Source organism: Brevibacillus laterosporus LMG 15441 (assembly GCF_000219535.2).
Classification (GTDB): domain Bacteria; phylum Bacillota; class Bacilli; order Brevibacillales; family Brevibacillaceae; genus Brevibacillus_B; species Brevibacillus_B halotolerans.
Window position 1 is genome coordinate 1,495,614 of record NZ_CP007806.1, and the last position, 21,887, is coordinate 1,517,500.

Annotated in this window: 23 protein-coding genes (1 of these 23 only partly in view); all 23 read left to right on the forward strand. The window is 41.7% G+C overall.

What is annotated here, in order from left to right:
* The first annotated feature begins 8 nt into the window (after positions 1-8).
* Positions 9-641, forward strand: a complete 633-nt coding sequence (locus BRLA_RS06925; RefSeq protein WP_003338197.1) for a hypothetical protein — start codon at positions 9-11, stop codon at positions 639-641.
* Positions 642-951: 310 nt separating this feature from the next.
* Positions 952-1,614: a spermine/spermidine synthase domain-containing protein gene (locus tag BRLA_RS06930; RefSeq protein ID WP_041751996.1), complete on the forward strand. Its 663-nt coding sequence runs from the start codon at positions 952-954 to the stop codon at positions 1,612-1,614.
* Positions 1,615-2,002: 388 nt separating this feature from the next.
* The gene (locus BRLA_RS06935; RefSeq protein ID WP_003338195.1) at positions 2,003-2,245 is read left to right on the forward strand and encodes a CDGSH iron-sulfur domain-containing protein; all 243 of its coding nucleotides are present in this window, start codon (positions 2,003-2,005) and stop codon (positions 2,243-2,245) included.
* Between the two features lie 323 nt (positions 2,246-2,568).
* Positions 2,569-2,853, forward strand: a complete 285-nt coding sequence (yqfC, locus tag BRLA_RS06940; protein ID WP_003338194.1) for a sporulation protein YqfC — start codon at positions 2,569-2,571, stop codon at positions 2,851-2,853.
* 20 nt (positions 2,854-2,873) lie between these two features.
* On the forward strand, positions 2,874-4,085 hold the full coding sequence (gene yqfD / locus BRLA_RS06945) for a sporulation protein YqfD (RefSeq protein WP_003338192.1): 1,212 nt from the start codon (positions 2,874-2,876) through the stop codon (positions 4,083-4,085).
* Between the two features lie 30 nt (positions 4,086-4,115).
* The gene (locus tag BRLA_RS06950; protein WP_003338191.1) at positions 4,116-5,081 is read left to right on the forward strand and encodes a PhoH family protein; all 966 of its coding nucleotides are present in this window, start codon (positions 4,116-4,118) and stop codon (positions 5,079-5,081) included.
* 73 nt (positions 5,082-5,154) lie between these two features.
* Positions 5,155-5,634 (forward strand): rRNA maturation RNase YbeY, encoded by a 480-nt coding sequence (gene ybeY / locus BRLA_RS06955; protein ID WP_003338190.1) that lies wholly within the window; start codon positions 5,155-5,157, stop codon positions 5,632-5,634.
* An 11-nt stretch (positions 5,635-5,645) separates the two neighbouring features.
* Positions 5,646-6,020 carry a diacylglycerol kinase family protein gene (locus BRLA_RS06960; RefSeq protein WP_003338189.1) on the forward strand — a complete coding sequence of 125 codons (375 nt, stop codon included), beginning with the start codon at positions 5,646-5,648 and terminating at the stop codon, positions 6,018-6,020.
* A 121-nt stretch (positions 6,021-6,141) separates the two neighbouring features.
* On the forward strand, positions 6,142-6,540 hold the full coding sequence (locus tag BRLA_RS06965) for a cytidine deaminase (protein WP_003338187.1): 399 nt from the start codon (positions 6,142-6,144) through the stop codon (positions 6,538-6,540).
* A complete protein-coding gene (gene era, locus BRLA_RS06970; protein ID WP_003338186.1) occupies positions 6,533-7,450 on the forward strand; it encodes a GTPase Era in 918 nt (305 codons plus the stop codon). Before BRLA_RS06965 ends, era begins: the two co-directional genes overlap by 8 nt.
* 108 nt (positions 7,451-7,558) lie before the next feature.
* Positions 7,559-7,717, forward strand: coding sequence for a YqzL family protein (locus BRLA_RS23055; RefSeq protein WP_003338185.1), 159 nt, complete (start codon positions 7,559-7,561; stop codon positions 7,715-7,717).
* On the forward strand, positions 7,708-8,481 hold the full coding sequence (gene recO, locus BRLA_RS06975; RefSeq protein ID WP_003338183.1) for a DNA repair protein RecO: 774 nt from the start codon (positions 7,708-7,710) through the stop codon (positions 8,479-8,481). Before BRLA_RS23055 ends, recO begins: the two co-directional genes overlap by 10 nt.
* 218 nt (positions 8,482-8,699) lie before the next feature.
* Positions 8,700-9,332: a transcriptional regulator CcpN gene (locus BRLA_RS06980; RefSeq protein ID WP_003338182.1), complete on the forward strand. Its 633-nt coding sequence runs from the start codon at positions 8,700-8,702 to the stop codon at positions 9,330-9,332.
* A gap of 18 nt (positions 9,333-9,350) precedes the next feature.
* The gene (locus BRLA_RS06985; protein WP_003342998.1) at positions 9,351-10,172 is read left to right on the forward strand and encodes a pyruvate, water dikinase regulatory protein; all 822 of its coding nucleotides are present in this window, start codon (positions 9,351-9,353) and stop codon (positions 10,170-10,172) included.
* A 91-nt stretch (positions 10,173-10,263) separates the two neighbouring features.
* On the forward strand, positions 10,264-12,108 hold the full coding sequence (gene dnaG / locus BRLA_RS06990) for a DNA primase (protein WP_003338180.1): 1,845 nt from the start codon (positions 10,264-10,266) through the stop codon (positions 12,106-12,108).
* 36 nt (positions 12,109-12,144) lie between these two features.
* Entirely contained in the window at positions 12,145-13,269 is a 1,125-nt protein-coding gene (gene rpoD, locus BRLA_RS06995; protein ID WP_003338179.1) for an RNA polymerase sigma factor RpoD, read from the forward strand.
* Positions 13,270-13,412: 143 nt separating this feature from the next.
* Entirely contained in the window at positions 13,413-14,351 is a 939-nt protein-coding gene (locus BRLA_RS07000; RefSeq protein ID WP_041751998.1) for an MraY family glycosyltransferase, read from the forward strand.
* Between the two features lie 215 nt (positions 14,352-14,566).
* Complete coding sequence (locus BRLA_RS07005; RefSeq protein ID WP_003338177.1) at positions 14,567-15,706, forward strand: acyl-CoA dehydrogenase family protein; 1,140 nt, start codon at positions 14,567-14,569, stop codon at positions 15,704-15,706.
* 262 nt (positions 15,707-15,968) lie between these two features.
* Positions 15,969-16,709 carry a tRNA (adenine(22)-N(1))-methyltransferase gene (locus BRLA_RS07010; RefSeq protein WP_003338174.1) on the forward strand — a complete coding sequence of 247 codons (741 nt, stop codon included), beginning with the start codon at positions 15,969-15,971 and terminating at the stop codon, positions 16,707-16,709.
* Complete coding sequence (locus BRLA_RS07015; RefSeq protein ID WP_003338173.1) at positions 16,676-17,791, forward strand: Nif3-like dinuclear metal center hexameric protein; 1,116 nt, start codon at positions 16,676-16,678, stop codon at positions 17,789-17,791. The genes BRLA_RS07010 and BRLA_RS07015 overlap by 34 nt, the downstream gene beginning before the upstream one ends.
* Positions 17,792-17,820: 29 nt before the next feature.
* Positions 17,821-18,324, forward strand: a complete 504-nt coding sequence (locus tag BRLA_RS07020; protein WP_003342984.1) for a C4-type zinc ribbon domain-containing protein — start codon at positions 17,821-17,823, stop codon at positions 18,322-18,324.
* Positions 18,296-20,359, forward strand: a complete 2,064-nt coding sequence (locus BRLA_RS07025) for an S-layer homology domain-containing protein (RefSeq protein WP_003338171.1) — start codon at positions 18,296-18,298, stop codon at positions 20,357-20,359. Before BRLA_RS07020 ends, BRLA_RS07025 begins: the two co-directional genes overlap by 29 nt.
* Positions 20,349-21,887, forward strand: partial view of a S41 family peptidase gene (locus BRLA_RS07030; protein WP_003338170.1) — the 5' portion only. Its footprint extends 21 nt past the window's final position; the window shows 1,539 of its 1,560 coding nt (coding positions 1-1,539); its start codon is at positions 20,349-20,351; its stop codon lies off the right edge, out of view. Before BRLA_RS07025 ends, BRLA_RS07030 begins: the two co-directional genes overlap by 11 nt.

Here is a 21,887-nt window from a genome sequence, read left to right on the forward strand (position 1 = left end):
ATGAGGCAATGGAAACTCTCATCGAGCTGATCATTGGTTTATTAACGGGTAAATTTAATCATAACAAGACACCTAAGACGTATCCGATGCAACCTACGAATAGGGAGCCGGGAGGAATGCTACCACCCTATCAACGTCAGGTAGTAAAACGGAACCCAAGACAGGAAGCAAAACCAGGTGTGTTTGAATTTCCTTCAACGTCTCAAACGCAAAATTCAGCCCCTTACAATACTGACTCAACTAGTTCACCCTCAATGCCAGCAGAATGGCAGGGGACTTATATGGAAGGGCAACCTGCACAGTCAGTGAACGACTCGACACGGGATGGAAGAACTGAACTGGAGAAGGAGCTCGAAGAAGGTCGATCAATGTTAGAAGAGCAGTATGAACCCAATGCCGCTCAAATGGTGTTAGCACCTATCGAGCATAAAAACAGTAAGTTATTGAACGTTGAATTACATGGATCAACCATTCCTGCATCACAGAAGCAACCGGGAGCTACCACTAAAAGACATTCGGTTAAACTAGCTGGAACAGCATTAGATGGTATGAGATGGGCGATTATTTTAGGAAAGCCGCGCAGTAAAGATCCTCACCCTACATCAGCCTTTGGCGGCTATAGAATGGGGAAATACCGGTAGCCGTTTACTAATTTTTTCACTAATAAAAGAACCTCGGGCACTGTTGCCTTGAGGTTCTTTTTTTCAGCGCTATCAAGCACATCTTTAGCTACTGCATAAAATAATATACTCCTATGTACACTTTCCGCATAAAAAGATAAGGGCAAGATTCCTATGTCGGATTTTTGTTACTATTGAATAGAAGATGCAGGTGTCCAGCGAATTGCACAACCTACCTGCGATATAGCTAACGCTTGTATGCTCTTCAAGTGCTTCACAGCTACGATCCGTCAAAAGGATTGAGGGAGCCTATCTTTTCAATAAGGAGGATATGATCTTGCAATCAGACATTACAATCTTAGAACGATGCTCCACACCACGCGGTGACATTCAGCTCCAGTATCGGAATAACAATTATGAGATTATTAGCAATGGTACTTTTTTAATGGCAACTTATAATGGAGAATCCGAACGTCTTTTGGTTAAGGCATCACTTGACAGCGTTCATCATCCCCGAAAAGTAATGATTGGTGGATTAGGTGTGGGATTTTCCCTTTCAGAAGCTTTAAAAAATAACAGAGTAGAAGAGGTAGTTGTTTTAGAAATAGAGGAAAAGATCATTGAATGGAATAACCGATATTTGGGCGAATATTCTAATCATCCACTCGCTGACTCTCGAACCCGTGTTGTTAAAGCTGATCTTCTCCAATGGATTCAGGAAGCTAACGAAAAATTTGATGTGATCTGTCTTGATATTGACAATGGGCCCGATTGGACCGTGACAGAAGCGAACCATTCACTTTATAAGGAATCAGGACTCAACACCTTACTTGGTTTGATGAACCCAGGGGGTGTTATTGCATTTTGGAGTGCTAATTCTTCTGATGCTTTTGCTCTGCTATTATCTGAGTATTTTCATGAAGTAGAGGAGTATAAAGTAGAGGTGGAGCGAGGCGAGCCAGATGTTGTTTATATCGCAAAATTACCGAAATGATTTAGAGGATTACATAAGATAGTGATAACAAAATAGTTTATTAAATCCCTTGAAGCTTGCAACCTTATAGGTAACAGAATGTGAAATGCTTGGGGATAACCCTTAGCATTGTATCTAATCGTGCGACTTTACTAAAGCATAAAACATACTTAATGATGAATCAGAATCGTCTTCAATAGATCTATTTATTAGCCCACTTGAGTGTAATAAAGAATACAAAGCCTGACTATGTTTTGTGATCCATGACAAACGGGGCTGTTCTACGCTTGGTTTTTTCCTTCATAAAGGATTGGTCTACATCTAAAACCTACTAACTGAGGACGTGCTATACTAGAAGTAATACTACCTACCACTAGATAGGCTAAGTGAACAAAGGAGAGAAAACCTTATGGCCCTCTATGATAAAAAAGGTCCGATTGTTGTGAAGGAAGAACCAGGCGTTACATTTTACTGTATGTGTGGCCTCACAGAGGATGCACCTTACTGTGATGGCTCTCATAATGGACAAGGAACAGGAAAAACCCCGTATATTGTTAGATTTAAGGAAGCTAAGACGGTAAGGATCTGTGGCTGTGGAAAATCGGAAAAATTACCTTATTGTGATGGGGCACATGGACAAGACGAAAAGTAAATGATGCAAGACCCGTATGTTGTACGTAGACATGCGGGTTTTTTTATTTAGAAAAGGAGGCTTTTCTCTTTTCTAGCCATGTAAATTCTTTTAGAGCATGCCTTTTAAACCACTATCTGTAACCGTAGTCCATCAGGAGGTTTTTGCCGCTTTTTAACGTATGAAAATCCCCCTTCCCTTTTTCAAATTCCCAGCATGATAAGCCCTACCCCCTGCATAGGTATAAAAGAACGGATTTTGTTTTGCAAGCACACGGCTATCCCATTAAACAGACTCCGCTTACGCATGTCTAATGCATATGCAAGGAAAAAGGGGGCTTACATATGAAGAAATGGAGCCGCCGACTGCGCCGAATGGCTGTGGGCGTGTTGGATTTACCTCAGGACGTGGTACTTGAAGTCCCGAGAATTACGATGATTGGTCATTTGCAAATGTATATAGAAAACCATCGAGGTGTCCTGCAATTTAGTGAGAACGAGCTTCGTTTATTACTTACAAACGGACAATTGCTTGTCATAGGGGAACAACTGGTGATTCGTGCTATTTTGAAGGAAGAAGTGTTGTTGGAGGGGAGAATCGGCAAGATAACATTCATTCAAAATACGTGACGAGTTTGAGGGGGATACAGATGCGAAACGTAATAAAAGAATGGTACGAGGGTCATATAACAGTAACGATTCGCGGCAAACGGTTTGAACGTCTTATCAACCTAGCCGTCCGCGAAAACATTTTAATGTGGAATATCAAGCGCTTAGGGCCTGAGTTAGGACAGTGTGAGATGATGATTGCCGATTTCTATCGGCTTCGTCCCTTCTTAAAGGAGACAGGCTGCCGGGTGCATGTGACGAGTCGACAAGGCTTACCGTTTTTGTTGTTACGAATGCGAATGAGGAGCGGATTTGTTGCAGGTATTTTTATTTTTCTACTCGGATTGTACATGCTCTCTACGTTTGTATGGCAAGTCGAGGTGCAAGGAACGCATAATATTTCGCCGTATCAGGTGACACAGGCAGCCGAGAAGGTAGGGTTAAGAGCAGGTGCGTGGAAATTAAAAATGGGAGACCCCCAAGAGTTGCAGCGCCGTATTTTGGGGTATATTCCAGAAGCCTCATGGGTAGGTGTTGAGTTAAATGGTACAAAGGCCATTATTCAAGTCGTTGAAAAGGTTGATCCGGAAAAGATTGTTGCGCACGAACCTAAACACGTTGTGGCAAAGAAAAAAGCGGTCATTCACAGTATTTTTGCTGAAACAGGTAAGACTATGGTTAAAGCGAATCAGTATGTTGATAAAGACCAGATTTTAATTTCAGGTATTATTGGTAATGAGGAGCGCCAATCGATCGTTGCTGCCCGGGGACAAGTGACAGGAGAGGTCTGGTATCGTTCTGATGTGACCGTCCCCTTAATCCAGAACCAGCTTCTTTATACAGGTGAAAAACAGAAGCAGCACTTTTTGATTTTTGGATCATCGGCAGTACGTCTTTGGCCGTTTGAAATCAAGTCGTACAAGCATGCTCGTAAAACAGAGAAACGTTTTCAAGCGGCTTTTTTTGACTATCAATTGCCGTTTGGCTGGAAGACAGAAATTGATCGAGAGCTGGAGCCTAAGGTTATCCGAATGAGCGATCGGGACGCTTTAGAGGTAGCCAAACATTTTGCAAAAGCAGATATCTTGAAACGAGCTGGAGAAGATGCGAAGATAAAAGAAGAAAAAGTTTTGCACGTAAAACAAGAGAATGGTAAAGTTTATGTAAGTATCTATTTTTCCGTCATCGAAAATATAGCGATGGACCAACCGATTGTTGCTACGCCACCCGCACTAGAAGACACACCAAACTAAAATAACTGATGGCAAGGAGATGGACAAAGGTTGCAAGTACAAGAAGAAGTAGTGATCCAGTTTGCAGATGCACAGGAAGCATTGCTTTTGTTTGGACCTCATGATTCCTATTTAAAAAAGATCGAAGAAAAAACATCAGCTCAGATAGGAACCCGCACCGGCGCATTCGTCATCAGTGGGGAAAAGGCAGAAGTCGACAAGCTGGCTACGCTATTTGATACTTTATTGCAGCTGATCCGCAGGGGGATTACATTATCAGAACGTGATGTATACTATGCGATGCAGCTAACAGAAAAAGGAGAAGAGCAAGAGCTTCTGCATCTTTATGAAGAAGAGGTAGCACGTTCTCACCGCGGTAAACTAGTCCGCGCTAAAACCTTAGGGCAACGCCATTATTTGTCTGCAATTAAACGAAATGATATCGTGTTTGGGATTGGTCCTGCTGGTACTGGTAAAACATATCTAGCGGTTGTAATGGCCGTACAGGCCCTTAAAAACGGTCGAGTAAAACGAATTGTTCTCACGCGCCCAGCAGTGGAAGCAGGCGAAAGCCTTGGCTTTTTACCAGGCGATTTGCAAGAAAAGGTAGACCCGTACCTACGGCCGCTCTATGATGCTTTGTATGATATGTTAGGAACCGAACAGGTTAGTAAAATGATGGAACGAGGCATCATCGAGGTAGCTCCGCTTGCTTATATGAGGGGGCGTACATTAGAAGACAGCTTTATTATTCTGGATGAAGCACAAAATACTACACCAGAACAAATGAAAATGTTCTTGACGCGCTTGGGTTTTGGCTCCAAAATGGTCATCACGGGGGATGTAACCCAAATTGACCTGCCAAAAGGCAAAAAGTCTGGGCTGAGAGAAGCAGAGCGCATTCTTTCCGTTATTACTGATATTGCTTTTATTGAATTTCAGGATACAGATGTTGTGCGTCATAGCTTGGTTCAAAAAATCATTACAGCGTATTCCAAAGAGGAGCAGCAGATCTAGGCTGGCTCCTCTTGGAGTCTCTTTATGTGATTATACATGAGGTAAAGTTTCAGAAGAAAAAGAGGGAAGAACATTGCTGACGATTGAAATTGTAAATGAGCAAGACGAAGAAATTACGCAAGAGCACCAACAGCTTATTGAAAATTGCTTGCAAAAAGCGGCCCAATTTGAAGAAATTAAGGGTGAAGTAGTTATCACACTTGTTAACAATGAACGTATCCATGAGCTGAATCGCGATTATCGTGGAGTGGATCGCCCCACTGACGTGCTATCGTTTGCGCTGAATGAAGAGGGCGAGGGGGACATGGAGATCTTTGTGGAAGAAAGTGAATTTGATGATTATCCAAATATGCTAGGCGATATCATCATCTCCATCCCGCGAACAAAAGAACAAGCACAGGATTATGGCCATTCTTTTGAACGGGAGCTTGGTTTTCTAGCAGTGCATGGATTTTTGCATCTGATTGGCTATGACCATGGGACACCTGAGGAAGAAAAAGACATGTTTACCCGTCAAGAAAATATTCTGCAAGAAGTCGGATTGACGAGATAGGAGCGGTCAACGTGAAGGAATGGCTTCGTTTATGGCGCAGCTTTGGTTATGCTTTACAGGGAATTAACCATGCTGTACGCACCCAACGAAACATGCAAATACACGTAGCAGTTGCACTCGGTGTGGTTATTTTATCCATATGGCTACAAATTACTCGCCTGGAGCTGAGCTTGTTACTATTGGTTATTGCGATTGTTTGGGCGCTTGAATTACTTAATACCGCCATTGAAGCTTGCGTTGATCTGGTGACAAAAGAGTACCATCCACAGGCAAAAATAGCGAAGGATGTTGCTGCTGGAGCTGTCTTTGTATCCGCTATGTTTGCCATCGTGATTGGAATCCTCATTCTTGGCCCACCTTTGTATGCCTATTTCTTTACTCGCTAGGACAAAAGAGACGCTATTTACGGTCAAGGAAACAGCTAGACGAACCTTCCAAAATGGGAACGGCCTCGTCTGGTCTCTTGGCATCTTCATTTTTATTTAGACACAGGAGAGGAAGAATTGTATGAACCAACAACAACTGATTGAACAAGCAAAAACAGCAAGAGAAACAGCTTACGTACCTTATTCTAAATTCCCGGTGGGTGCTGCATTGTTGTCCGAAACGGGTAAAGTATATCTAGGATGCAATATTGAAAATGCCGCTTATCCTCTGTGCAACTGCGCAGAAAGAACAGCTTTGTTTAAAGCATATTCCGAGGGAGATAAGACCTATCAAGCCATCGCTGTGGTAGCGGATACGCCGAAGCCAGTACCGCCATGTGGAGCGTGCCGTCAGGTAATGGCAGAAATGTGCCCACCTGATATGAAGGTAATCTTGTCCAATCTGAATGGAGATGTTACGGTTACTACAGTGAGTGAATTATTGCCAGGTGCTTTTACAAAGGAGGATCTTCTTGGATAATCAAAAAAAGAAAGAAACGTTTAAATCAGGATTTGTCTCAATTATTGGCCGTCCCAATGTAGGGAAATCCACATTATTAAATCAGGTTGTTGGACAAAAGGTTGCCATCATGTCCAATAAACCGCAAACGACACGAAATCAGATTCGTGCTGTGTATACCTCTGACAAAGGTCAATTCATTTTTATTGATACACCGGGTATTCATAAAGCGAAGTCCAAATTGGGCGATTATATGGTAGCGGCTGCCGAAAATACACTTAATGAGGTAGACTTGGTACTGTTTGTCATTGATGCGACGGAGAAACGCGGGGCAGGGGAAGAGTATATTCTTGAGCGTTTGAAAAAGGTTAATACTCCTGTCTTCTTGGTTATAAACAAAATTGATCAAATTCATCCAGAAGAATTGCTTCCTTTAATTGATGAATATCGAAAGCATCATGATTTTAAACAAATTGTTCCTATTTCTGCTTTGCAGGGTAACAACACTGATGCCCTACTGCAATCCATTTTGCTGGAGATGCCAGAGGGGCCGATGTATTATCCAGCAGATCAAGTAACGGATCATCCAGAGCGCTTTATCGTAGCGGAGTTGATTCGTGAAAAGGTTCTTCATCTGACGCGGGAAGAAATTCCTCATTCCATTGCTGTAACGGTGGAAGAGATGAAGCGCGGAGAAAATGGCAAAACATTATACATTTATGCTGCCATCTACGTGGAGCGTGATTCTCAAAAAGGAATTTTGATCGGCAAAAGAGGGGACATGCTAAAAGAAATTTCCAAACGTGCACGGATGGACATGGAGCGTTTATTAGGAGAGAAAATCTTTTTAGAAGTATGGGTCAAAGTAAAGAAAGATTGGCGTAATCAGGAAAGGATGCTTCGTAATTTTGGTTTTTATGAAGAAAAATAAACTTTTTCTTTGCTATACGTGACAATTTTTCCAAGGCATAGAAATGGGGGCTACGGTGGATTCTATATAAAGAAAGTGGTGGCCGAAAAAAGGAAAGGATGATGCAACATGCTTCGCAACTTTTCTTGGAGTTATTTTGCTTCAACCGGTGATATCCACGCTTACCTTCTTTATAAGGAACATCATGAAGCACGAAACGATGCAGATGATGCAGGATCACTGGATCAAGCCCTATTGGAACAGGGTGATTCTCAGGTATGCTTGTAAAGTGGGAAGGTATTGTCATCCGTAGTGTTGATTACGGAGAAAGTAGTAAAGTGGTTACGCTTTACACTAGGGAATACGGTAAGGTCGGGGTAATGGCAAAGGGGGCAAAAAAACCTCGAAGTCGCCTGGCCGCCGTATCTCAATTGTTTACACATGGATACTATCTATGTAAAAGAGGAACAGGGACAGGAATGCCGGAGCTCACACAAGGGGATATTCTTCACTCTTTTAAGGATCTCCGTCAGGATTTAATGCTGACTGCCTACTCTGCTTATATGGCAGAAATGCTAGATCGCTTGACAGAGGAGCGTGAGCCCAATCCTTACCTGTTCCAATTATTATTCCATACCCTTCAGTATTTGGATGAAGGCAAGGATGCGGAAATTCTTTGCCGTATTTTTGAAAGTAAAATGCTGGTTCTCGCAGGAATACGTCCGCATGTTGAAAGCTGCATTTCCTGTGGGGCAGAGGGCGAGCCTTACACATTTAGTATTACACAAGGCGGTCTTTTATGTCAGAGATGTACACATACTGATCCTTATTCATTTCATATTTTACCAGCCACATGGAAATTATTACGGCTGTTTTTATTATTCCCTCTCGAACGTTTAGGTGAGATTGAAGTAAAAACATCTACGCGAAATCAACTAAGGCTTTTACTGCATAGATATCTAGATCAGCATATTGACCTGCATCTTAAAAGCCGAAACTTTCTAGAACAAATGGAACGTCTAGAGTTTTCAGATGGATTTGACAAGGCATAGTTTTTTGGCTATCATGATCAATTGTGATCATATAAATACATATACAACGGCTTATCGGGACATAGCTCCCTGCCTCCTCTTGTGGAGGCTTTTTTCTACTTCCAGTACATTCCAGTAGCAGAAAAAAAGCTTTTTACGATTCTTTTGCAGGAATCTATCTCTTTATAGAGTAATACTAGGGATAGTAATTTATGAATCGGTGGTGATCCGTCATCGAATTGACCAAACGCCAAGAACAAATTTTGCAAATTGTAAAAGATGAAGGTCCAATTACAGGTGAGAATATTGCCGAACACTTGAATCTTACAAGGGCTACTCTTCGACCTGATTTATCCATTCTTACTATGTCGGGTTATTTAGATGCAAGACCGAGGGTTGGCTATTTTTATGCAGGTCGTCCTACATCGTCGGTAATTGCAGAACGATTGCACAAGCTAATAGTAAATGATTATAAAGCAGTGCCTATCGTCGTGGCTGAATCAGCGTCGGTGTATGATGCAATTGTGACATTATTCTTAGAGGATGTAGGTACATTGTTTGTTGTCAATCAAAAAGGTTTGTTAGCTGGTGTAGTGTCCCGAAAGGATTTACTCCGGGCTTCATTAGGTAACAAGGGATTGGAGAGCATTCCTGTCAGCATTATCATGACAAGAATGCCCAACATCGTCACGTGCACTCCAGAAGAAACTCTTCTGGATACCGCGCAAAAATTGATTGAATTCCAAATTGATTCACTGCCGGTCGTACGCCCCAACGAAGAAGATCCAAAAACCTTTGAATTGTTGGGCAGGATTACCAAAACAACAATTTCTAGAGCTTTTGTGGAGCTTGGCAAAGAGACGAATGTGTAGGGGGAAGTTGGATTGGAAATGAATACCCAATTAATTTATGTCGTATCGGATTCAATTGGAGAAACAGCAGAATTTGTCGTAAGGGCAGTAGCAAGTCAATTTAACGGTAAAACGGTAGATATTCACAAGTATCCGTACATGGAGGATAAAGAGTCCATTGACGAAGTTATCCTCTCCGCCAAAGAATCAAAGGCTCTGGTGGTCTTTACTCTCGTTGTTCCTGAACTAAAAACGTATATTTTGGAACAGGCCAACAAACATCAGGTACCCATTGTGGATGTAATGGGTCCGTTGCTGACCATTATGGAAGATCTACTCCAGACAAAACAATCCGGAAAGCCTGGATTAGTACGTAAATTGGATGAAGATTATTTCCGAAAAGTGGAAGCCATCGAGTTCGCTGTAAAATACGATGATGGCAGAGACCCTCGTGGTTTACTTCGGGCAGATGTTGTACTAATTGGGGTTTCGCGTACGTCAAAAACCCCATTGTCCATGTACTTGGCTAACAAACGCTTGAAGGTAGCAAATGTACCTTTGGTTCCAGAGGTTGAGCCGCCAGAGGAATTGTTCTTACTGCCGGCGGAAAAATGTATTGGACTTACCATAAATTCAGATCAATTAAACGGGATTCGTACCGAGCGGTTAAAAGCATTAGGTCTAACTGCCCAAGCGAATTATGCAACAATGGATCGAATTGAAACAGAATTGGAATACTCAAGAAAAATCATGGAACGCGTAGGTTGTCCCGTGATTGATGTTTCTATCAAAGCGGTTGAAGAAACAGCTAATATTATCCTTGACATTATTCGACGTAATAAACTTAAAGCACGCCGATAAGATTCAGGAACAAAAAATAGTAGTTGGAAGAAGGATTTTGCCGAACTTTGACGAATAAAGTAATTTCATTGCTGTGAAAAGGTGGATGGCTATGGCTCAATCTACACCCGAAGAGTTCGTCAACCAGGTTCGAGCAGCTGTTGACATCGTAGACGTGGTGGGAGAATACGTACAACTGAAGAAGAGGGGGCGCGCCTATCTAGGCTTGTGTCCGTTTCATTCGGAAAAAACCCCCTCCTTTAATGTGAACGCGGAGCGACAGTTTTATCATTGCTTCGGGTGTCATGCAGGTGGTGACGTATTCTCTTTCGTTATGCAAGTCGAACAGCTGTCGTTTCCCGAGGCCTTGCAAAAACTTGCAGACCGGGTGGGATTAACCCCGCCAGCTCCCCTCACTCACGAAGATAATCCGATGCAGAGCGCGAAGGCGAAAATGTATGAAGCCTACCGTTTTGTGGCGAAACTATATCATTATGTTTTAACGTCCACTCCCTATGGATCGGAAGCTCTTCGCTATTTGGAGAATCGAGGCTTTACTAGGACGACAATTGACGAATACATGATTGGGTTTGCTCCAGAATCATGGGATTTCGTTAAGGATAACCTTGTAAAGCGTAACTTTCCGTTAGAGCTAATGGTCGAAGCAGGATTGCTATCCTCCAATGATCGTGGAAGAGTGTATGACAAATTTCGCAAGAGAGTTATCTTTCCGATTCAGGATTCACAGGGAGAGGTTATCGGATTTGGAGGAAGGTCTATAGACGGCTCGGAACCCAAGTATTTAAATAGTCCAGAAACGCTCCTATTTAACAAAAGTCGCACTATATTTAACTTGCATCGCGCAAGAAGCCAAATACGTAAACGAAACCAGGCAATCCTTTTTGAAGGGTATGCAGATGTAATTGCTGCGTGGCAGGCTGGCATTAGTAACGGAATCGCTACGCTAGGAACCGCTTTTACGGAGCAACAAGCCCATCTGATCAGAAGAAATACAGATCAGGTAATCCTATGCTACGACGGCGACTTTGCCGGACAGGAGGCTACGGCAAAAGCGATTGACCAATTACAAAAAGCTGGTTGTACGGTGCGAATTGCTCCACTCCCCCAGGGTAGTGACCCTGATGATTATATACGGCAGTATGGCGCTGAACAATTTTCCCAGCAGGTATTATTACAAGCTATGCCGGTGACGTCCTTTCAATTGAAACATTTGCGGAGTAAAACTGTAATACAAGACGAAGCGGATAAGGCTGAGTATGTAAGACAGGCACTGGAATTCATCGTTACACTCCCGAATGCGATCGAGCGGGATATGTATGAACGGAAACTGTCTGAAGAGTATTCTCTATCCCTTGATGCTGTAAAGACAGAAGCAAAAAAGCTGTACAAGCAACAAAAATTAATGAATCAAAGGGATAAAGTTACAGCACCATGGAATAATAGTATAAATAATGGCAAATTTATGGTTACAAAAGCACCTGCACACGAAAATGCAGAACGAATGTTGCTATACTATATGATGCGTGATCCGGAAATTGCTTTACGTGTGCAACAGGAATGTAACGCAGATTTCCAAGTGGACGAACACAGTGCTCTAGCCGCTTACTTGTATGCTTATTATGCAGAGGGGCATCCGGCAGATCCTGGAGCCTTTATACACTATGTTGAAGATGAGAAGTGCAAGCAATTAGCCTCGGGATTAGCCATGATGGAATGCAGAGAAGATGTATCTGATAAGGAAATTGAAGACTACATCAAGCAGGTGAACAATTACCCTGTTCGCGCGGAACTACAAAAGCTACGTGAACAACAAAAGCAACTAAATTTGCAAGCGGGAAGCACCATAGATGAGGAGCAGCGTAAAAAGCTTATTATTGAAGCCGCTTTACTAGGGATGAAGATCGCCGAATTGGAAAATGCTTTGAGGGAAGGGTAGTTATCAGCATCATTCCCGAGGAAGGAGGGAAAATAGATGAACAAGCAAAACTTGACATCAGACATGGAGACCCTGTCGGTGGATCAGGTGAAAGAACAATTAGTGGAATTAGGTAAGAAGAAGGGAAGCTTGACTTTCAAAGAAATTACAAATCGTCTATCTAACTTTGATCAGGATTCTGATCAGATGGATGAGTTCTTCGAGTTCCTAGGAGATCAAGGCATCGATGTCAATAATGATAATGAAGAAGACGAAGAAGCAGATGCTATGATGATCAAGGATGATGAGCAGGAAGGGTTTGAATATGATGACCTGTCTGTGCCGCCAGGAATCAAAATTAATGATCCTGTGCGTATGTACTTAAAAGAAATTGGGCGTGTTCCTCTACTTTCCGCTGAAGAGGAGATTAAACTTGCGCAACGCATTGAACAAGGCGATGAAGAAGCAAAACGCCGATTGGCTGAAGCTAACTTACGTCTCGTTGTAAGCATAGCAAAACGCTATGTGGGTCGTGGTATGCTATTCCTAGACCTGATCCAGGAAGGTAATATGGGTCTTATTAAGGCCGTTGAGAAGTTTGACTACCAAAAAGGATACAAGTTTAGTACCTATGCAACCTGGTGGATTCGACAAGCGATCACTCGTGCTATTGCTGACCAAGCCAGAACCATCCGTATTCCAGTGCATATGGTTGAGACGATTAATAAGCTAATCCGAGTTTCTCGCCAATTACTACAAGAATTGGGACGTGAACCTGCTCCTGAAGAGATTGCTGAAAAGATGGATCTAACTCCTGAAAAAGTACGTGAAATCATGAAGATTGCTCAGGAGCCTGTATCATTAGAAACACCGATCGGGGAAGAAGATGATTCCCATCTAGGTGATTTTATTGAGGATCAGGAAGCGCTAGCTCCTTCTGACGCTGCTGCGTATGAGCTGTTGAAAGAACAATTAGAAGATGTGTTAGATACATTAACAGATCGTGAAGAAAACGTACTGCGTCTTCGTTTCGGATTAGATGACGGTCGGACGAGAACGCTTGAGGAAGTAGGAAAAGTTTTCGGGGTAACTCGTGAGCGTATTCGTCAAATTGAGGCGAAAGCCCTACGTAAATTAAGACATCCTTCACGTAGTAAACGTTTAAAAGATTTTTTGGAATAGCCGATAAAGATATAGTAAGCACTAAGCCTACGTTTTGCCACACACGCTGCGTAGGCTTTTTTGTTGGGAAGAACGGGATGTTACTTCAAAAATAGTCCATTTCATTAATCAAAAAGAAATGGCAGTAAGGAGGCGATGTCTACTTGGATGATCAACGTAGAAAAATCATTATTACAGAGATTGAAAATTGGCGACGTAATCATTTACTGCCAGAACATTATTGCATTTTTCTGTTAAATCTCTATACAGAAGGCAAGCATGCTCCGAATCAAGAGGAGCCCATCACAAAAAAACGTTTCTTCCTTTTTCCCAACAGAAAAGCAAGAATGGATAAGCTTTATAATCAGCAAGCCTTTCTACAAAGTGCAAGGACTCCAATTCAAGGGAGCGGTAAAGAAGCACAAATCCTTTCCGTAAAATTAATGGGAGGAATATTTTTTATAGGACTTGTAATCGCTGTCATGCTTTTACTTGCTTTTTATTTTAACGCTTTTAGTATTCCAATGCAAATGAGCATTTTGGTGTTCAGTTGGATACTTGCTTACGTCCTAGCTTTTGTATTTAAGCGAAAAATACCGTTATTATCCTATTTTTTCTTACTTGTTACGATCCTTATTGCTATAACTAGTCTCTACTATTTTGGGGAAAAATGGAAAATAAGTCAAGTTACATATTTATGGTGGCTTCTTTTAATTGCCGGGTATTCTTTTTTACATGGTTTACTATTTCGTTATTCGTTGTTGATATTAGCTGGACTAATAGGTATAGGTATTTTATATGGAACAGCCATGCTAACGCGTATGGGGGAATTTTTTAGTTGGACAAATATAGAATTATATTGGGTACCTTTATCTTTCCTGATGATTGGATTAGGATATTTGTTCCATGTTCGTCATCAGCAGCTTGCTTATACACTTGTGGTAAGTGGATTACTGTACTTTTTTGGTCCAGAGATTAGTTCATTGTGGGTACCCGAAGCGTCACGAGAGATAATGCAAATTATATTGGGTAGTAAGGTTTTACTGAGTGGATTATTGCTAACCATTACTCGTCACTACTGGCTTGAATGGCTTCGAAGATAGATTAGTCGCGTACATAAATGAATCATTACTTTCTTTACAAAGGATGGAGGCTTCGTCAACACGGAGTCTCTTTATTTTGTTATGGAGACTATCCAAATATCTTTTGAATTGTATATAATAATAAGTAAATTCTGAACAAACGCTCGGTCAGTCGTTCTTGCTATGTACATCTGTGGCGATTTGAACATGATTTAGCACATAAAGGGGAGATTGACATGCATTTTGATCTTACATCAGAACAGAAGATGTTGCAGAAAATGATTCGGGAATTTGCGGATGAAGTAGTCGCACCAGGGGCGGAGCAACGCGATAAGGAAAAGCGGTTTCCAATTGAGATTATGAAACAACTAGGGGAATTGGAATTGATGGGATTGCCATTTCCTGAAGAGTTTGGTGGAGCTGGAGCGGATACGATAAGCTTTGCGATTGTCACGGAGGAGCTTAGTCGTGCTTGTGCTTCTACAGGTATTACGTATTCAGCCCATATATCCTTAGGCGGAGCCCCCTTGCATTTATTTGGAACAAAGCAACAAAAAGAAGCCTATTTAACAAAAATCTGTAGTGGGGAGAGTATAGGAGCATTTGGGTTAACAGAACCGCAGGCAGGCTCTGATGCAGGTGGTACCAAAACGCAGGCAGTATTACAGAATGGACAATACGTTATTAACGGTTCGAAATGCTTTATCACGAATGCTTCCTATGCTACGTTTCTTGCTTTAACTGCTGTAACCGATAAAACGAAGGGTACGAAAGGAATCACAGCTCTTTTAGTCCCGACAGATGCCCCGGGATTTAAGGTAGTAGATCGCTATGAAAAACTAGGATTACATGCTTCGAATACTACAGAGTTAGTCTTAGAAGACGTTGTAGTCCCCCAAGAGGCAATCTTAGGCAAAGAGGGAGAGGGCTTCAAACAATTTTTAATCACATTGGATGGTGGTCGCATTGGTATTGGTGCCATGTCAGTTGGAATAGCACAGGCAGCTTTTAATCGCGCCTTACAGTATGCCAAAGAAAGGAAAGCCTTTGGTTCTAGCTTGTCGCATTTCCAAATGATTCAGCAGAAGTTGGCGGATATGGCAACTCAGATCGAATTAGCTCGTACTTTGGTTTACAAAGCAGCGTGGCTTAAAGATCAAGGACGAAAATTCACCCAAGAAGCGGCGATGGCTAAGCTGTATGCTTCGGAGATCGCAATGTCTGCGACTCATCAGGCTATTCAGATTCATGGAGGATACGGCTATATGAAGGATTATCAGGTGGAACGTTATTTCCGAGATGCACGTCTGCTAGAAATCGGTGAAGGTACTTCAGAAATTCTGCGAATGGTAATTGCACGTGAAATCAGTAAATAAGACATATAAAGATCTCTCCAGCTTTTATGATGGAGGGATTTTTTTATTAGTGGAAATTCAAGTGCAAAAACAGCTATCTGGGAATAGTATTCTTGTGTCATACTAGTCTTTTTAAAGGTTATTTGTTAATATCTGGTTACGCATTTAATTTAGGAATCGCTTCCTGATAGTGGGCTAAAAATTACCATATTACTCATCCAGTTTCTGCATGTGTTTTTTTGGCAAGATGAGGTAAAATGAATGAACTGGAGGTAATAGGAACATGACATTAACTATTTCTAAACGCTTACAAACAATTGCAGCATATTGCCCCAAAGATGCGCTTGTAGCTGATATTGGATCGGACCACGCCCTGCTGGCTTCCTATTTATTAGTCAATAATCAGGCTCGCTTTGTAATAGCAGGGGAATTAAATGAAGGACCATATCAAGCAGCACTTCGTCAAATTGCAACGTTAACAGCAAAAGATAGAGCTTCTGTTCGCAAAGGAGATGGCTTAGCTGTTTTGGCTCCAAATGAGGCAGAGGTCATTTGCATTGCCGGAATGGGTGGCCAATTAATCGCTTCTATTTTGGAAGCCGGCCTTGATAAATTAGGAAAAGTACAGCGTTTGATCCTTCAACCAAATGTTGGAGAAGATATACTGCGTAAATGGCTATATGACCATGGTTATCAATTAGTAGCTGAGGATATTGTAGAGGAAGATGGCATTATTTACGAAGTGCTGGTAGCTGAACCAGGCAATCCAGATAAGCCATATCAATCAGATAAATGGAGTCAAGCAGAGCTAATGGAAATCGGGCCTTTTTTATTGCAGCAACAATCACCGATTTTGCTCACAAAATGGAAGTCTGAATTAGAAAAATGGGAAAAAATCAAAGCGCGCATGATGGCATCCACTCGTGCGGAAACACAGGAAAAACTGTCGGAAATTGAGGATAAAATTATTTGGATTAAAGGAGTTTTGACATGCTTGCAAACGGACAAACCATCATACAATTAGTGGAGAGACTAGCGCCAAAATCCCTAGCGATGGAATGGGATAAGATCGGATTGCAAGTCGGGACACTGCAAAAGCCTGTACAGAAGGTAATGACAGCGTTGGATGTAAATGAAGAGGTGGTTGAAGAGGCGATTCAAAAAGGGGTTTCGCTTATAATTGCTCACCATCCTGTGATATTCCGCCCCTTAAAGCATTTGCGCACTGATTTGCCGGCTGGCCGCTTGTTAGCAAAGTTGCTGGCTCACGATATCGCTGTCTACAGCATGCATACGAATTTAGATGTCGCAAATGGAGGTTTGAATGATTGGCTTGCAGAAGAATTGGAATTACAACAAACCGAAATTCTAGATGTAACTTATCAGGATGAGCTGAAAAAGCTAGTAACCTTTGTACCAAAATCGCATCGTGAACAAGTGTTCCAGGCTATGGCGAATGCAGGTGCTGGTCATATTGGACAATACAGTCACTGTAGCTTCCAGATTGAGGGGACAGGTACTTTTTTACCACTTGAAGGCACGACTCCTTTCATTGGGGAACAGGGAAAAGTGGAGCATGTAGATGAGGTTCGAATTGAAACGGTTATAAAAAGTAGTCAGCAAGCTTCTGTGATTAAGGCTATGAAAGCGGCGCACCCCTACGATGAGGTAGCATATGATATCTATCCTCTTGACCTACCACCATTTACGCTTGGACTTGGGAGAATTGGCAAACTGGCCGAACCTATGACGTTAGAGGAGTATGCCCAATTTGTCAAAAGGAAGCTTGGTTTAGAAGGAGTTCGTATAGTCGGTTCTAAGGATCGTCTCGTGAAAAAGGTAGCAGTTCTGGGAGGTAGCGGCGGTTCTTATTTGTTAAAAGCTGCTTTTCGTGGTGCAGATGTAATGGTAACTGGCGATGTCGGCTATCATGAAGCGCAGGACGCTTTCGTGGAAGGACTATCAATAATTGATGCTGGTCATAACATCGAAAAGATCATGAAGCCAAGATTAGCTAGTTTTATACAAGAAAAGCTACAGGAACAGAAATATAAAACCGAAGTAATTGCCTCAGAGGTTCATACAGACCCGTTTCAATACCTCTAAGGCCAAAGAGCTACGGAATAACTAAGGGAGTGGGCAACTTGTCCTCGATTCGTGATTTTTATGAATGGCACCTATCACTTGGAAAAATAAAGCGAGCCGAGCGTGAATTGGCTGGTGTAAAAGAGCAAGAAAGAGAACAAATGAAACATATCAGGGCTATTGAACATCAAATAGAGGGCATGCCTACTGACACCCCTGATCAACAAATTGAACGAATGCTAAAGGAGCAAGAGCTCTGGATGCTTAAAAAAGAGTGGGAGCGTAATGGAAATGAGCTGATTGAAAAACGTTTTTCTTTAGAACAATTCCTGCAGCTCTCTCGTTTGGAAGCAGAAGAACGTCAAGCAAAATGTAACCCAGAATGGCTAAAAGAATATGATCGACTGCTGGAAACGAAAAAAAATCCAGTGGTTGAAGTAAAAAACAAGTCTTGTATGGGGTGTTTTATGCCATTATCAACCAGCAACTTTGATAAATGGCGGAGAGGGAAGGGGCTGGTATATTGTGACGAGTGTGAAAGAATTCTTGTGTAGTAGGAGATGGGGGAAAGCAATTCCTGCTACTGTAGCTATTGCAATGGCTAGCTGTATTTTCTTAGAACCTGTGCAAGCTGAAGAAATAGGGAATGATCTTTTGGCTCCATTGCCTTTCATTGATATTTCTAATCATCCCGCTAAAGAGGCTATTGTCAAAGCCTATGAGGAAGGTTTGTTTAGTGATTCAACGAAAGCGATTAAGCAATTTTTCCCTGATAAGGCTATGACACGGGCAGAGTTCTTTTTATTGACCAGCCGTTTTTTGCAGCTAAACCAAAATAAATTGTTTCCCTTGACCTTGTTGGAAGACAATGATGAATTCGGTCGGGGACAAGGAATGGACGAGCCATATTTACCCTATAAGGATGTTCACTACATGACGTGGATGTATCCTGGTATCTTGCGGGTATTTGTGTATCACGATCGGATTGCAGGAGCTAGGACACTACATAAGATTTTTCCAGGAGATCAATTTTATCCGAACCAGCCTATCACAAATGAAGAGGCAGCTAAAGTGCTGTCCGTACTATCCTTTGCCACGAAGAAATCTGAATGGGAATTAGAATTGCTAAAAAGAGGTTCAAGCAGATTAACACGTGCAGAAGCTGCTATTTTGATGGAAAAGGTGAGCGCTTCAACTCAATCCCAGATGCTCTTGCCTTTAGCTGATGAAACGCGTTCTCTATACCCGCATGTCCCTGTTCAGAAGGAGATGTATCCTTTATTTGCCACGTATGATTCTCCAACGGAAACGGAACAGAAATTCATAGATATCGTGGATTCAATCAAAAATTATCTTGAAGAAGAGGAAACCTTTAAGGAGCTGGAGGAGCTACCTTCTGATTTTCCTAACCAGGTGGGAGTTCATTACTACAAAAGCTGGAACTACTATAAGGAACCCGCAGATAATGCAAAAGAAGCCCTCCTTGCATTAGACGCTTATCTGGAAACAGTGGAGCATGATCCAAAAATGCTAGGCCTTCTTACGGCTAATATCTATGATGTTGGCTTACAAATGCTACGGACTAATCAAGGTAAAGAATTTGAAGAATTACATCAAAAATTACTTTCTTATGAATCAAAACTGGTTAAGAATTCAGAGGAATGGAAAGTATTTGGTCTATATTTGGCAGCTATTGAAATTCATTTAGGTCAATATGGAAATGCAAGTAAACGTTATGAGGAAAGACCGGATATCAAGCTGGCTGTACAAAATGGCTTGTACTATTTGGTGAAAGAAAATCGGATTTCTGATGCGGAAAATTTGTTAAAACGTGCTATGAAAGTAGCAGATCAAGATCGTGAGCTTCAAGCTTTATATGAACAAGCGGCTCACGAATTAGATCTGTTGTCCTCCACTAGACAAAATCTTTATGCCACTCTATTAAGTGATGCTTATAACAAGCTGGACGAAGCTCAAAGGATTATTGTCAAGACGGAAATGAATTACGGTGGTACGGTGCTTAAAACTACTGAAGAAATGGATGCTCAAAGAGGAATCACGCATACAAAAGGTATTTACCAAAAAGCGGATCAAGCCGTTTTAAATAAAATGGAAAGATATACAGATCGTCGTAATCAAGTCAAGTACGATTGGGATAATGAAAAGGGTATCTGGACCAAAAAAGAGACTGGTAACCAAATTGGGAAAAAAGCGTATCTACACGAGTATGTGACTGATCTGCCTGTTTTAAGCCGTTTAAATAAGCTTCATGCTAGGTACTTAAAGCAAAGCTTCGGAGCATATGAGGTTATTACCGAATTTTATGAACCAAATGAACTTCAGCGCTATGCTGAAACGCTTGATTTACAAGAGAAAAAGCTTTTATATGCTCCTACGTTTGTTGTGAAGTACTATTTGGATTCTGAAACGAAACAATTATTACGCCAATCTTGGAAAATTACGGAGGCCTATGATAATGGGGAATACCTCAAGCTGGATGGCGATGAAGAATATGAATTTCCCGAGAGCTTGCGTCTGGATATTCCACAAGAGGTGACAAAAGGAGCTGTTGTTATACATGAAACTTAGAAAAACGGGGATTCTGGCTCTTACACTCATGCTCTTGTTGCCTGGCTCGGTGGCTATGGCTTCTATGTCACAGTCCTTTAATCAAGCTTCATCTTTTGATATAAACAGTACGAGTAACATGCCGCTTCTGGAGCTACAACAGGTGTATTATATTTTGCAAGAAAACCACCTTGATAAACCAAGTGAAAAAAAACTTGTACAAGGAGCCTTGCAAGGTGTTCAACAATATATAAAAGCTGAAAAACATGCTGAAGTTGTCGTGGACGAGAAAGATGATACCATTACCGAAATGGTGGATCGTATAACGCAATGGCAAGCCCAGCAAAAGCTGGATTGGTATACGGTAAGCTACTACGGGATTGAAGGAATGCTGGCCCAAGTAAATGATCCTTACACGACTTTATTTACTGAAACGGAATTGGATCAGTTCCAGAACAGTGTGAATAATAACTTTGTGGGCTTTGGAATTATCTTTCGCGAAACTGATAACGGTTTTATTGTGCGTAGTGTAGTTGAAAATTCCCCAGCAGCTAAGGCAGGAATTCATTCAGGTGATAAGCTGGAAGCAATGAATGGTAGTAAGATAACCGTAAAGGGTATAGGAGAGTTGAATAGGATTCTGCAAGGTGAAGAGGGGACGAGTGCAACTCTTACTTTTTCCAAATCGGGGACCGCAAAAATGAAGGATTACACGATCAAGCGCTCACCTCTGGTTATACCAGAAGCAACAAGTAAACTTTTCGGCTCCAAATCCACAGCGATAGGGTATGTTAAGCTGGATACGTTTGGAAGCGATGCAGGTGATCAGTTTAAAGAGCAATTAGATCAAATAGAAAATCAAAAGAAATTGACAGGCTTGATCATTGATTTACGTGATAACAGTGGGGGATATCTTAATGCAGCGAAGGATATTGCCAGTTTATTTATGGAAAATGGCTTATTGATGTATACGACTAATCGCAATGATGTTGAAGTGGAAAATTGGGTGCGCAATGGCAGACCAGCTCCCTATCCTGTTACGGTGTTAGTAAACGGACAAACAGCATCAGCTTCGGAAATGCTAGCTGGAGCGCTACAAGATCATAAAATAGCCAAATTGATTGGAACCAAGACTTTTGGTAAGGGAATTGCTCAAACAGTCCTGCCTCTCGTTGATGGTGATGCATTAAAAGTGACATTGCAAGAGTACAAGACACCGGCTCACCGTAAAGTCAACAAGGTTGGCCTTGAACCTGATATTGTAATTGAAGACGATATTAGTCAAGTGGTGGGAGCGTTATATGAACTGGGAGAAAAACGTATTGAGGTAAGACAAAAAAGTGGTTTTGAGGTAGTGGTAAATGGAGTCAGTTTCTATAGCACTTCTCCTTTACTCAAAAAGGTGGGGAATAGCTTAAATATCCGTAGCACCTTTATGCAAAGTATGCTTCGGGAAAAAACGGCTGTTTCATCGGAATATCGCCCGATAGTCTCAGTTACCAATCCTACTGTTACTTTTACTTGGAAAAAAGAAAATGATGAATATATT